Annotated in this window: 15 protein-coding genes and 1 tRNA gene; 7 read left to right on the forward strand and 9 right to left on the reverse strand. The window is 70.5% G+C overall.

Translation table 11 applies throughout. The annotated features are described in order from the left end of the window. The 5 genes from CJ301_RS00005 to CJ301_RS00025 form a co-directional block, all read left to right on the forward strand. Nucleotides 1-354: SPOR domain-containing protein (locus tag CJ301_RS00005; protein ID WP_162620368.1), on the forward strand; the 354-nt coding region annotated here is incomplete at its 5' end. Then, entirely contained in the window at nucleotides 351-1,346 is a 996-nt protein-coding gene (locus CJ301_RS00010) for a glycoside hydrolase family 3 N-terminal domain-containing protein (RefSeq protein ID WP_099272966.1), read from the forward strand. The genes CJ301_RS00005 and CJ301_RS00010, both read left to right, overlap by 4 nt. Continuing rightward, nucleotides 1,346-2,131, forward strand: a complete 786-nt coding sequence (locus CJ301_RS00015) for a segregation and condensation protein A (protein WP_099272968.1) — start codon at nucleotides 1,346-1,348, stop codon at nucleotides 2,129-2,131. Before CJ301_RS00010 ends, CJ301_RS00015 begins: the two co-directional genes overlap by 1 nt. Further along, entirely contained in the window at nucleotides 2,128-2,754 is a 627-nt protein-coding gene (scpB, locus tag CJ301_RS00020) for an SMC-Scp complex subunit ScpB (RefSeq protein WP_099272970.1), read from the forward strand. The genes CJ301_RS00015 and scpB overlap by 4 nt, the downstream gene beginning before the upstream one ends. Before the next feature lie 107 nt (nucleotides 2,755-2,861). Further along, nucleotides 2,862-4,316 (forward strand): GGDEF domain-containing protein, encoded by a 1,455-nt coding sequence (locus CJ301_RS00025; RefSeq protein ID WP_099272972.1) that lies wholly within the window; start codon nucleotides 2,862-2,864, stop codon nucleotides 4,314-4,316. A gap of 6 nt (nucleotides 4,317-4,322) precedes the next feature. On the opposite strand, the gene CJ301_RS00030 is transcribed toward CJ301_RS00025, so the two are convergent. The 8 genes from CJ301_RS00030 to CJ301_RS00065 form a co-directional block, all read right to left on the reverse strand. After that, nucleotides 4,323-5,399, reverse strand: a complete 1,077-nt coding sequence (locus tag CJ301_RS00030; protein ID WP_099272974.1) for a 2'-deoxycytidine 5'-triphosphate deaminase — start codon at nucleotides 5,397-5,399, stop codon at nucleotides 4,323-4,325. 57 nt (nucleotides 5,400-5,456) lie between these two features. Then, a tRNA-Pro gene (locus CJ301_RS00035) sits at nucleotides 5,457-5,533 on the reverse strand. Between the two features lie 67 nt (nucleotides 5,534-5,600). Then, nucleotides 5,601-6,161: a MerR family transcriptional regulator gene (locus CJ301_RS00040; protein ID WP_099272976.1), complete on the reverse strand. Its 561-nt coding sequence runs from the start codon at nucleotides 6,159-6,161 to the stop codon at nucleotides 5,601-5,603. A gap of 10 nt (nucleotides 6,162-6,171) precedes the next feature. Then, complete coding sequence (gene ihfA / locus CJ301_RS00045) at nucleotides 6,172-6,474, reverse strand: integration host factor subunit alpha (RefSeq protein ID WP_099272978.1); 303 nt, start codon at nucleotides 6,472-6,474, stop codon at nucleotides 6,172-6,174. Between the two features lie 95 nt (nucleotides 6,475-6,569). Next, nucleotides 6,570-7,541 carry a beta-ketoacyl-ACP synthase III gene (locus CJ301_RS00050; protein WP_099272980.1) on the reverse strand — a complete coding sequence of 324 codons (972 nt, stop codon included), beginning with the start codon at nucleotides 7,539-7,541 and terminating at the stop codon, nucleotides 6,570-6,572. After that, nucleotides 7,538-8,602: a phosphate acyltransferase PlsX gene (gene plsX / locus CJ301_RS00055; protein ID WP_099274104.1), complete on the reverse strand. Its 1,065-nt coding sequence runs from the start codon at nucleotides 8,600-8,602 to the stop codon at nucleotides 7,538-7,540. Before plsX ends, CJ301_RS00050 begins: the two co-directional genes overlap by 4 nt. Nucleotides 8,603-8,747: 145 nt before the next feature. After that, nucleotides 8,748-8,954, reverse strand: coding sequence for a 50S ribosomal protein L32 (gene rpmF, locus CJ301_RS00060; RefSeq protein ID WP_021693001.1), 207 nt, complete (start codon nucleotides 8,952-8,954; stop codon nucleotides 8,748-8,750). Nucleotides 8,955-9,162: 208 nt separating this feature from the next. Continuing rightward, nucleotides 9,163-9,726 carry a YceD family protein gene (locus tag CJ301_RS00065; RefSeq protein WP_173812299.1) on the reverse strand — a complete coding sequence of 188 codons (564 nt, stop codon included), beginning with the start codon at nucleotides 9,724-9,726 and terminating at the stop codon, nucleotides 9,163-9,165. A 65-nt stretch (nucleotides 9,727-9,791) separates the two neighbouring features. Between CJ301_RS00065 and CJ301_RS00070 the strand changes: the two genes are divergently transcribed. After that, nucleotides 9,792-10,292: an outer membrane protein assembly factor BamE gene (locus CJ301_RS00070; protein WP_254050016.1), complete on the forward strand. Its 501-nt coding sequence runs from the start codon at nucleotides 9,792-9,794 to the stop codon at nucleotides 10,290-10,292. Nucleotides 10,293-10,300: 8 nt separating this feature from the next. Here CJ301_RS00070 and msrB read toward each other — a convergent pair whose 3' ends face one another. Next, a complete protein-coding gene (gene msrB / locus CJ301_RS00075; RefSeq protein WP_162620369.1) occupies nucleotides 10,301-10,723 on the reverse strand; it encodes a peptide-methionine (R)-S-oxide reductase MsrB in 423 nt (140 codons plus the stop codon). Between the two features lie 26 nt (nucleotides 10,724-10,749). On the opposite strand from msrB, the gene CJ301_RS00080 reads away from it, so the two are divergent. After that, the gene (locus CJ301_RS00080; protein ID WP_254050017.1) at nucleotides 10,750-11,496 is read left to right on the forward strand and encodes a GNAT family N-acetyltransferase; all 747 of its coding nucleotides are present in this window, start codon (nucleotides 10,750-10,752) and stop codon (nucleotides 11,494-11,496) included. Nucleotides 11,497-11,499: the final 3 nt, after the last annotated feature.

Genomic DNA, 11,499 nt, shown 5'->3' on the forward strand with positions numbered 1-11,499 from the left:
CGCCCCACCACGCTGCGCCCGGCCACGGCCATGGCCGCCGCCGCGGCCCCCGCGCCGCAGCCCGAAGCCGCGCCCGTCACCGTCAGCACCGCGCCGATCGCGCCGGGCACCAGCCTCGTGCAGCTCGGCGCCTTCGAGAGCCCCGAGATCGCGGGGCAGGAATGGCTGCGGCTCAAGAGACGCTTCGGCGAGCTTCTGACCGGGCATGACCGGCTCGTGCAGGAGGCGGTGAGCGGCGGGCGGACCTTCTTTAGGCTGCGCGCCACCGGCTTTGCCGATCTGGCCGAGGCGCGGCGCTTCTGCTCGGCGCTGGTGGCCGAGGACGCGGCCTGCATCCCGGTGGTGGTGCGATGACCTGCGCGGCGATCCTCGGCCCCGAAGGCGCGCGGCTCGGCCCCGACGAGGCGGCCTTCTTCCGCGATGCCGAGCCCTGGGGCTTCATCCTGTTTGCGCGCAATGTCGAGACGCCTGACCAGCTGCGCCGCCTCACGGGCGATCTGCGCGCGGCGGTGGGGCGCGACGCGCCGATCCTCGTCGATCAGGAGGGCGGGCGCGTGCAGCGGCTGCGCCCGCCGCATTGGCACGATTATCTCCCCGCGCTCGACCAGATGCGCCGGGCGCGCGATCCCGTGCGCGCGCAATGGCTGCGGCATCGGTTGATCGCGGCCGAACTGTTCGAGGTCGGCATCGACGTGAACTGCGCGCCGCTGGCCGATCTGGTCGAGCCGCAGACGCACCGCATCCTGCGCAACCGCCTCTATGGCGACACGGTCGAGGGCGTGGTCGAGGCCGCGCGCGCCGCCGCCCAAGGGCTATTGGCGGGGGGCGTGCTGCCGGTGCTCAAGCACATTCCCGGCTATGGCCGCGCCAGCGTCGACAGCCACAAGGCGCTGCCGCGCGTCTCGGTGCCGCTTGCGGATCTGCGCGCCCGCGATTTCGCGCCCTTCGCGGCGCTGTCGGAGATGCGCATGGGCATGACCGCGCATATCGTGCTCGACGCGGTCGACCCCGATCGCCCGGCCACCACCTCGCCCGCCGCGATGAGGATGATCCGCGAGGAGATCGGCTTTGACGGGCTGATCATGACCGACGACCTGTCGATGGAGGCGCTGTCGGGCGCGATCGACATCCGCGCCGCCCGCAGCATCGCCGCGGGCTGCGATCTGGTGCTGCACTGCAATGGCGAGCGCGACGAGATGGAGGCGGTGGTCGCCGCCTGCGGCACGCTCGACGGCGCGGCCGCGCGCCGCGCCGATGCGGCGCTGGCCGAGCGGCGCATGCCCGAGCTGGCCGATACCGAGGCGCTGCGCGCCGAACTCGCGGCGCTTCTGGGGGAGGGCGCGTGATGGAGGAGCGCAAGGCGACAGCGGCAGAGGATGTCGCGGCGCGGCGCGCGGCCGAGGCGCTGATCGTCGATGTCGAGGGCTTCGAGGGGCCGCTCGACCTGCTTCTGGTGCTGTCGCGCAGCCAGAAGGTCGATCTGCGGCAGGTCTCGATCCTGGCGCTGGCCGAGCAGTATCTCGCCTTCGTCGAGCAGGCCCGCGTGCTCAGGATCGAGCTGGCGGCCGATTATCTCGTCATGGCGGCCTGGCTCGCCTTTCTCAAGTCGCGGCTGCTGCTGCCGCCCGATCCGCAGACCGATGAGCCCTCGGGCGAGGATCTCGCCGCCCATCTGGCGTTCCAGCTGGAGCGGCTGCAGGCGATGCGCGAGGCGGCGGCGGTGCTGATGGCCCGGCCCCGGCTGGGGCGCGACGTGTTTGCGCGCGGCGCGGCCGAGGCGGTGACGGTGCATCGCTCTTCGGTGCATCACGCGAGCCTGCTCGACCTGATGCAGGCCTATGCGCGGGTCAAGACGCGCGACGAGTTCCGCCCCTTCGTGATGGACCGGCGCGACCTGATGACCATGGAGCAGGCGCTCGACCGGCTGCGCGCCATGGTGGGCGAGGCGGCCGATTGGGCCGACATCTCGGCCTATTTCCCCGAAGACTGGCAGGCCGCGCCGCGCCGCCGCCGCTCGGCCACGGCGGCGACCTTCGCGGCGTCTCTCGAACTGGCCAAGGAGGGCCGGATCGAGATCCGCCAGGGCGAGAGCTTCGCACCGATCCAGATCCGCCGGAAGGACCGCGCATGACCCAAAGCCCCGCTCCCGCCCAGTTCGACGCGCCGCCGCAGGCCGAGATCGCCCGCATGATCGAGGCGATGCTGTTTGCCAGCGCCGAGCCGCTCTCGACCGCCGAGATGGCGAGGCGGCTGCCCGAGGGGGCCGAGCTGACCGCCGCGCTCGAGGATCTGCGCGCGCGCTACGAGGGGCGCGGCGTCGAGCTGCGCCGGGTGGGCGAGGCTTGGGCCTTTCGCACCGCGCCCGATCTGGGCCACCTCCTGGAGCGCCACACCGTCGAGACCCGCAAGCTCAGCCGCGCCGCGACCGAGACGCTGGCGATCATCGCCTATCACCAGCCCGCCACCCGCGCCGAGATCGAGGAGATCCGCGGCGTCTCGGTGAGCCGCGGCACGATCGACCAGCTGATCGAGATGGGCTGGGTGCGGCTGGGGCGGCGCAAGATGACGCCGGGCCGGCCGGTCACCTTCGTCGTCACCGAAGGGTTCCTCGACCATTTCGGCCTGTCGAGCCCGCGCGACCTGCCCGGACTGCGCGAGCTGCGCGCGGCGGGGCTGCTCGACAACCGCCCGCCGCCGGGCGCCGACGCGCCCGAGGCGGCACCGCAGGCGCAGGACAGCCTGTTCGAAAGCTGAAGGCGCGGGCGGGCATCAACGATCCCTTAAGTGGTTTGGCCCATCTTGTCCCAATCCGGCCGACGCTGCGTCCTGCAGCCTGTCGGTGCCAGGATCGGGACACCATCATGCCGCTCGTCAGCGCTCGTCAACTTTCGGCCCGCAACTTCGGCGAGGTGCGCGATGCGATCCGCATCATCCGATGGGTCGATGGCTTTCGCGGCTGGCTGTCGCTCGCGGCGGGCGCGCTGTGCCTGCTGGCCTTCGCGGGCTACGTCTTCGATCTGCGCGCGCTCTACCTGCCGGTGGCGGAGGGGGGCGGGACGCATCCTCTGACGGCGCTGGCGGCGCTGGCGGCGCTGGTTCTGGCGCTGGCGCGGATGGCGCGGGGCGGCTTGGCCGGGCGCGGGCTCGCGGCCTTCGTGCTCTTGCTGCTGGCGCTGCGCGCGGGAGAGCTGCTCTGGCCCGCGACGCCGCTGCCGATCGGCCAATGGCTCGGGGCGCTGTCGCTCAGCCCGACCACGCATCCCGGCACCATGACGGGGCTGAATTCGCTGATCGCGCTTGCCGGCATCGCCACGGCGCTGCTGGTCGGGCGGCGCTCGGCGCTCGGCATGGCCGCGCTCGCGGCCGCGGCGGGGGTCTGCGGCGTGGTGATCATCGCCTACAGCTATGCGCTGGAGCCCAACGCAGGCGGCATGTCGCCCGTCACCACGCTGATCACCCTGCTGCTCGTGCTCGCCACGGTGGGCCGGCACATGAACCCGCTGGCGCTGCGCCTGCTCATGGCCGAGAGCTCGGTCTCGCGGATGCTGCGCCTTCAGCTGGGGCTGGCGCTCGGCGGCTTCTGGATCGGCGGTCTGCTGCTGTTGCAGCTGCAGCCCGGGCAATGGACCACCGTGGCGCCGCTGTTCACCACCGTGATGCTGGTCCTTGCCGCGGCGGGCCTGATGTCGACCGTGGCCATGCTGGCGGGGACCGAGAACGCCCGGCAGCTTCAGCAGGCCGCGCTGGAGCGGCTTTCGGTCACCGATGCGCTGACCGGGCTGGCCAACCGCCGCGCCTGCGACGTCTTTGCCCAGCGCGTCGTTCCCGCCGCCGAGCGCGAGGGCACCGGGCTCGCGGTGGTGCTGATCGACATCGACAAGTTCAAGGTGGTGAACGACCGCTTCGGCCATGCCGCGGGCGACCGGCTGCTCAGCGAGGTCGGGCACCTGCTGCCGCGCTGGCTGCGCCGCTCGGATCTCGCGGCGCGCTGGGGCGGCGAGGAATTCCTGCTGATCCTCGGCACCACCCGGCTCACCGGGGCGATCGCCCTGTCCGAACGGGTGCGCGGCTGCTTCGAGAAGCGGTTGTCGCTGCCCGACGGCTCGGGGCCGGTCACGGTCTCGATCGGCTGCGCCGAGCTTCTGCCGGGGGAGACGACGATCGACGCGGCGATCTCGCGCGCCGACGCCGCGCTCTACAGGGCCAAGGCGGCGGGGCGCAACCGGGTGGAGCCCCGCCCGCCAGAGCCATTGCCCGCGCCGCCTGTGCCGCCCAAGGCGGGCAAGGCGCGCCGCGCCGCCGATGCGATGGGATGACCCCGCTCAGCCGGTGCGGAACTGCTTGGAAAGCTTGAGCCCCTGGCCCTGGTAGTTCGAGGCGATGCCCGCGCCATAGAGGCGGTCGGGGATCTCGGCCATCCGCTCATAGACCAGCCGGCCCACGACCTGCCCGTGTTCGAGCACGAAGGGCGCCTCGTGGCAGCGCACCTCGAGCACGCCGCGCGCGCCCTTGCCGCACGCCTCGGCATGGCCGAAGCCGGGATCGAAGAACCCGGCGTAATGCACCCGGAATTCCCCTGCCATGGCGAGGTAGGGGGCCATCTCGGCTGCATAGGCGGGCGGGATAGTCACCGATTCTCGGCTGACCAGGATATAGAAGGCGCCGGGATCGAGGATGATCCGGCCCCGGGCGGCGGGGACCACCTCCCAGAACTCGGCCGCGTCGTAATGGCCGATGCGGTCGAGATCGACGACGCCGGTATGCGGCTTGGCCCGGTAGCCCGCGCAGGCGGCCAGCTCGGGCGACAGGTCGACCGAGAAGCCCAAGCCGTCGGAGATCAGCGCCGGGCCGTCGACCAGCGGCTCGCGCGCATGCAACTCGGCCAGCTGCGCATCGTCGAGCAGGGCCTGGCCCGCGCGAAACCGCACCTGATTGAGCCGCATCCCCGGCCGCACCAGCACCGAGAAGCTGCGCGGGCAGATCTCGGCATAGAGCGGACCGTCATGGCCGGGCGGGATGCGGTCGAACTCGGTTCCGCCATCGGTGATGAGCCGGGTCAGGAGATCAAGTCGGCCGGTCGAGCTCTTGGCGTTGGCGACGGCCTGGATGCCTTCGGGCAGCGACAGCCGCTCCATCAGCGGCACGAGGTAGACGCAGCCCTTTTCCAGCACCGCGCCCTCGTCGAGATCGATGCGGTGCATCTCGAATTCGGAGATCCGCTCGGCGACGCGGCGGCCTTCGCCGGCCAGAAAGGAGGCCCTGACCCGGTAGGCGACGCGGCCCAGGCGCAGATCGAGGCTGGCGGGCTGGATCTGTGCGGGGTCGATCGGCATGGCCGCCGATATGGCGCCGGTCTCGATCATCTGGGCGATCCCCTGACGGGGCAGAACTCCGGTCACGGCGGCTCCTTCAGAGACGACGACGCCCGCCGCTTTGAGGCGGCGGGCGGTCATGAATGGTCGGGCTAGCAGGACTCGAACCTGCGACCTTCCGTCCCCCAGACGGACGCGCTACCAGGCTGCGCTATAGCCCGACTGAGGCTGCTAATGCCTTATGTGGCGGGCGGGGGCAAGCCGGTTTCGGCAAAAAAGTTGAGGTTTTCAGCCGCGATTTTCGCGCGCGGCGATCATCCGGTCGCGCAGCGCCGCAAGCCGCTCCATCAGCGGGGCGATCCGCGCGGCGCGCGCCGCGAGTGCGCCGCGATCGGCGGACAGAATGGCCGAGATCGGCGAGATTTCGGTGTCTTGCGAAACCGGTGCGGCGGGGGCTGCGGGGGCAGCTGGCGCGGCGGCAGGGGGCGCGGCCGTCTCGGGGGCGCGTTCCATTACCAGCACCGCATCCTCGGCGGGCGCCCTGTCGGAGACGAGCCGGGGCCGGGGCGGCGCGGCGGGCGGCAGGCCGTGATCGGCGACATGGCGCACGCCCTTTTCGCGCAGGAGCTTCTGCACGCCCTTGATGGTCATGCCCTGATCGTGCAGCAGCGCCTTGATGCCGCATAGCAGCGCCAGATCCTCGGGGCGGTAATAGCGCCGCCCGCCGGCCCGCTTGACCGGGCGCACCTGCGCGAACTTGCTCTCCCAGAATCGCAGCACATGCGCCGGCGTGTCGAGCGCGTCGGAAACCTCGCCGATGGTACGGAAGGCATGGGCCGATTTTGCCATCAGTCTCGCCTCAGCTCTTGTTGCCCGAGGCGACCTTGTCCTTCATCAGATGCGAGGAGCGGAAGGTGAGCACCCGGCGGGGGTGTATCGGCACTTCCTCGCCGGTCTTGGGGTTGCGGCCGATGCGCGCGGCCTTGTCGCGCACCGAAAACGTGCCGAATGAACTGATCTTCACCTGCTCGCCTGCGACCAGCGCGTCGGAAATATGGCCAAGCACCGATTCGACCAGCTCGGCACTGTCGTTGCGCGACAGCCCGACCTCCTCGTGAACGGCCTCGGCGAGATCCATTCGCGTCAATGTCTTGTCCGCCATCTCGATCTCCCTGCTCTGCCGCAACCTTAAGGGCAGGGCAATTTCAAGTCAATCTCAAGTGGATAAATGACACAGTTGCAGCGACGTCACGCCGATCACCAGCGCAGCACCACCGAGCCCCAGGCCAGGCCGCCGCCGATCGCCTCGGTGACCACCAGGTCGCCCTCGCGGATCTGGCCGCGCGCGCGGCCGACCGAAAGCGCCAGCGGGATCGAGGCGGCGGAGGTGTTGCCGTGGTCCTGGACCGTCACCACCACCTTGTCCATCGGCAGGCCGAGCTTCTTGGCGGTGGCCTGGATGATGCGGATATTGGCCTGGTGCGGGACGACCCAATCGACATCCTCCGCCGTCAGCCCGGCCTTTTCGAGCGACAGATGCGCGGTCTGGGCCAGCTTTTCGACCGCGTGGCGGAACACCTCGCGCCCCTCCATCCTCAGATGGCCGGTGGCGCCGGTCGAGACGCCGCCATCGACATGCAGGATGTCCTTGTGCCGCCCGTCGGAATTGAGATCGGCCGCGAGGATGCCGCGATCGGCCGTGCCGCCATCGCCCTCGGCCGCCTCCAGAAGCAGCGCGCCCGCGCCATCGCCGAAGAGGACACAGGTGGCGCGGTCGGTCCAGTCGATGATGCGGCTGAAGGTCTCGGCCCCGATCACCAGCACGCGCCTGGCCTGACCGGTCAGGATCATCGCGTTGGCGGTGGTCAGCGCATAGACATAGCCCGCGCAGACCGCCTGCACGTCGAAGGCGAAGCCGCGGGTCATGCCGAGTTCGCGCTGCACCATGGTCGCGGTGGAGGGGAAGGTGAAATCGGGGGTCGAGGTGGCGAGGATGATCGCGTCGACCTCGTCGGGCGCGACACCGGCATCGTCGAGGGCCGCGCGCGCGGCGCGGCTGGCGAGGTCGGAGGTGGTCTGCCCTTCGGCGACGATGTGGCGCCGCTCGATGCCCGAGCGCGAGCGGATCCATTCGTCGGTGGTCTCGACCAGCTTCTCGAACTCGGCGTTTTCCATCACCCGTTCGGGGAGATAGTGGCCTGTGCCCCTGACGACGGCGCGAATGGTCATGCCTTGATCTCCTTGGGTGCGTCCTGATGCAGGGCCGAAGCGCCGGCGATGCGGTTGGCCAGCCTTTCGGAAAAATCGGAGCGCGCGAGGCGCGCAGCAAGGCTCAGCGCGGCGCAGACGCCGGTGGCGTCGGCCGAGCCGTGGCTCTTGACCACGAGACCGTTGAGCCCGAGGAACACGCCGCCATTGACCTGGCGCGGATCGATCCGGGTCTTGAGGCGGCTCATCGCGGCGCGCGACAGCAGCGCCGCGAGCTTGGAGACGGCCGAGGAGAGGAAGGCCTCGCGCAACAGCCCCGAGATCAGCGTCGCGGTGCCTTCGCCGGTCTTGAGCGCGACATTGCCGGTAAAGCCGTCGGTGACAATGACATCGACCCGCGCCGAGGGGATGTCGCCGCCCTCGACGAAGCCGAGATAGTCGAAATCGCCCTTGTCGGCGGCCGCGGCGATCATCTCGGAGGCGACCTTCAGCTCGGCCCGGCCCTTGTGCTCCTCGGTGCCGACATTGAGCAGCCCGACGCGCGGCCGCACCAGCCCCAGACCGTTGCGCGCATAGGAGGCGCCCATCAGCGCATAGGCCAGAAGATCATCCTGGTCGGCGCGGATATCGGCGCCGACATCGAGCATGACGTTGAAGCCCTGGGCATTGCGCGAGGGCCACAGGCAGGCGATGGCGGGGCGGTTGACGCCCTCGGCCTTGCGCAGCCGGATCATCGAGACGGCCATCAGCGCGCCGGTGTTGCCGCAGCTGACGCAGGCTTCGGCGCGGCGGTCGCGCAGCGCCTCGACGGCGGACCACATCGAGGTGGCCTTGCCGTTTCGCATCACGTTGGAGGGCTTGTCGGTCATGGCGACCACGTCCGTGGCATGGACGATCTCGACCCGGTCGGCGATCTGCGTGTCCGCGAAGTGCGGCTCCAGGATCTCGCGCTGGCCGTGCAGGAGCACCTGCGTGGCGGGGTCGGAGGAAAGGAATTTGCGCACGCCCTCGGCCACGATGGCCGGGCCCTGATCGCCGCCCATGGCGTCGACGGAAAGCGTGATGGATCTGTCTTGGGACATGCCCGTCATCGCGGCCCCGATACTCTGGGCGCGGTCGGTGTCGGCGCGCGCCGGTCTCGCTGCGGCGGACTTCCGGGCCAAGCGCCCCGAGGGGCGGCGCGGTCCGGGCCAAGGGCCCGTCCCGCGCCATGGCCCGGCAACGGGCTTACGCCGCGTCGTCGTCCAGCTCGGTCTCGGCGGCCTGCGCGATCACTTCGCGATCGGCATAGCTGCCGCAGGACGGGCAGACGTGGTGGGGGCGCTTGAGCTCCCCGCAATTGGTGCACTCATTGGGGTTCGCGCCGGTCAGGCCGTCATGGGCCCGACGCTGGTTGCGGCGCGACTTGGAGATCTTGTTCTGCGGAACGGCCATGTCACAACCTCGAAGTAATCTGGCTCTAGTCTAAGTGGGCGCGGAGATCTTGTCCGGCCCGGCTGGCGGGTGGGCACATGGCCCCGGTCAGGGGATCCATCCCGCGACGTCCGGCCGCTCTTAGGCGATAAGAGTGGGGCTGTCGAGCCGTGGAATGGAAAGAGGCCGCGAAAATACTGCGGTCGCGGCGAAAAGCAAGCCCCGCCTGTCATTCGCCCCCGTCTTCGTCGCCTTTCAGGCGCTCGCGCAGCCCCTTGAGGGCGGCGAAGGGTTTCACGTCCTCGTCGGTGATCGGCTCGGCGCCGGGCTCGGTCACGCTCATGTCGCCCGCGCCCGCGCCTTCGGCGCGCGGATAATCGGGCAGGGCGAGCGCCAGCGCCTCGATCATCACCGCGGCAAGATCGACCGCCGAGGGCAAAGGCTCGATCGTGTCGTCCTCGGGCATCTCGACCTCGGCCTCGCCCGGCTCGGTCACGTCGGCGAGGTAGCGGCGGGTGATCTTCTCGTCGATCCGGGTCACCACCGGGTCGAGCGTGACGACGCAGTCCTGCACCACCGTCGCGCCGAGATCGGCGTCGAGCCGCCAGCCGCGGCTGCCCTCGGGGGCGAGCACGGCCCTGAAGCGCAGCTTGCGCACGGCCGGAATGCCAAGCTCGCGCGCCACGGCGGCGCGGGCCGGGGCATCGGGTTCGAGCACCGTTTCGGTGCCGCGCTTGTGCGACAGCTCCGAAAGCCGGATCACCCGGCGCGGGAGAGGAGTAGCCTCGGCCATGGTCCGCTTCCTTCCTTGAAGATATGCATGGTGTTGTTGTAAGCGGCTTTAGAAGCCGCAAAGGCTTGAGGCAAGAGCAGGGGCAGGCGCAGATGGGCATGGATACCGGCCGTGACAGGATCGGCCGCGGGATGCGCCGCGGCGTCGTTGTGCTGGGGCTGGCGGGGCTTGCCGCCTGCAGCCCGACCGAGCGCTATCACGGCTATGTGCCGGACGCCGCGTTGCTCGACACGATCGCGCTCGGCGCAAGCCGCGACGCGGTGATCGAGACGGCCGGCCAGCCCACCACCGCCGGGGCGCTCGGCGACGACATCTACTATGTCCGCTCGGTGTTTCGCCATTACGGCTTCTTCGCCCCCGAGGAGGTCAGCCGCGAGGTCGTGGCGATCAGCTTCGCGCCCTCGGGCGGCGTCTCCAATGTCGAACGCTTCGATCTCAGCGATGGCCGCATCGTGCCGCTGACCCGCCGGGTCACCGAGGACAGCGTCGAGAACGGCACCTTCCTGCGGCAACTGGCGGGGGCTGCGGGCAATTTCGACCCCAGCGCGCTGATCGACGACGAATGAGGCCGGGCTCAGGCCGCGCTCTCGTCCGAGGAGGCCGGTTTGAACTCCATCGCCACGCCGTTCATGCAATAGCGCAGCCCGGTCGGCGCGGGGCCGTCGGGAAAGACGTGGCCGAGATGCGATTCGCAGGCCGCGCAATGCACCTCCGTGCGCTTCATGAAGAAGCTGCGATCGGTCTTTTCGCCCACCGCGTCGTCGCTCAGCGGCGCGTAGAAGCTGGGCCAGCCGGTGCCGCTGTCGAACTTGGTCTCGGCATCGAAGAGCGGGCGTCCGCAGCCCTTGCAGGTGAAGGTGCCGGGGGCCTTGGGGAAATCGTCATGGCTGAAGGCGCGCTCCGTGCCGTGCTTGCGCATGACCTTGTATTCGAGCTCGGACAGCTCCTCGCGCCATTGCGCGTCGGTCTTGGTGATCTTGTCCATTCGGTCCTCCATGGTCTCGCCCCCCTATGTAGTCAGCCATGGCCGATGCGCCAGAGCGCGGGCTGATGCTGCGCCATGGCGGCTTGGTCGCGCGCGAGGCGGAGGGGCCGGCGCTGGCGCGCGCGATGGCGCTGCGCGCGCGCTGCTTCATGGGCGAGGGCGGCGCGCTGCGCGATGCAGACGGGCATGACGCGGCCTGCCGACACCTGATCGTCGAGGACCTGTCGGGCCGGGCGCTCTGCGCGCTGCGCTGGCGCGGCTTCGATCCGGGCGAGGTGCTCCGCGCCGCCGGCAACGAGGCCTATGATCTCGCGCCGCTTGCGCGCTGGCCGGGGCGGCTGCTGGAGATCGGGCGGTTTTGCACCGCGCCCGAGGCGCGCGACGGCGCGGCGCTGCGCATGGCGCTGGCGGCGCTGACGCGGATCGTCGTGGCCGAGCGCGCGACGCTGCTTTTTGGCAGTGCCTCCTTCGCGGGCAGCGATCCCGCGCGGCATGGCGCTGCGCTGGCCTGGCTCGGCGCGCATCACCTTGCCGATCCCGCCTTTCGCCCGCGCAGGCGGGCGCGCGAGGCCGTGCCGTTGGCCGGGCCGATCGGCGATCCGCGCGCCGCGCGCGCCGGGCTGCCGCCGCTGCTGCGCAGCTATCTGGGCATGGGCGGGGTGGTGAGCGATCACACGGTGATCGACCGGGGCATGAACACGCTGCATGTGCTGTGCATGGTCGATGTGGCGAAGATCCCGCCGGGGCGGGTCCGCGCCCTGCGGGCGCTGGCCTTTGGCCCTTGATAA

It is taken from the genome of Limimaricola cinnabarinus, from assembly GCF_002723615.1.
Classification (GTDB): Bacteria; Pseudomonadota; Alphaproteobacteria; order Rhodobacterales; family Rhodobacteraceae; genus Limimaricola; species Limimaricola cinnabarinus_B.

Bases quoted from the DNA above. Each gene is read 5' to 3' on its own strand.
- msrB (WP_162620369.1), bottom strand. From the start codon at position 10,723: ATGGAGGACCGAATGGACAAGATCACCAAGACCGACGCGCAATGGCGC.
- CJ301_RS00065 (WP_173812299.1), bottom strand. From the start codon at position 9,726: ATGGCCGAGGCTACTCCTCTCCCGCGCCGGGTGATCCGGCTTTCGGAG.
- CJ301_RS00025 (WP_099272972.1), top strand. From the start codon at position 2,862: ATGCCGCTCGTCAGCGCTCGTCAACTTTCGGCCCGCAACTTCGGCGAG.
- CJ301_RS00080 (WP_254050017.1), top strand. From the start codon at position 10,750: ATGGCCGATGCGCCAGAGCGCGGGCTGATGCTGCGCCATGGCGGCTTG.
- CJ301_RS00015 (WP_099272968.1), top strand. From the start codon at position 1,346: ATGGAGGAGCGCAAGGCGACAGCGGCAGAGGATGTCGCGGCGCGGCGC.
- CJ301_RS00050 (WP_099272980.1), bottom strand. From the start codon at position 7,541: ATGACCATTCGCGCCGTCGTCAGGGGCACAGGCCACTATCTCCCCGAA.
- rpmF (WP_021693001.1), bottom strand. From the start codon at position 8,954: ATGGCCGTTCCGCAGAACAAGATCTCCAAGTCGCGCCGCAACCAGCGT.
- ihfA (WP_099272978.1), bottom strand. From the start codon at position 6,474: ATGGCGGACAAGACATTGACGCGAATGGATCTCGCCGAGGCCGTTCAC.
- CJ301_RS00010 (WP_099272966.1), top strand. From the start codon at position 351: ATGACCTGCGCGGCGATCCTCGGCCCCGAAGGCGCGCGGCTCGGCCCC.
- plsX (WP_099274104.1), bottom strand. From the start codon at position 8,602: ATGTCCCAAGACAGATCCATCACGCTTTCCGTCGACGCCATGGGCGGC.
- scpB (WP_099272970.1), top strand. From the start codon at position 2,128: ATGACCCAAAGCCCCGCTCCCGCCCAGTTCGACGCGCCGCCGCAGGCC.
- CJ301_RS00040 (WP_099272976.1), bottom strand. From the start codon at position 6,161: ATGGCAAAATCGGCCCATGCCTTCCGTACCATCGGCGAGGTTTCCGAC.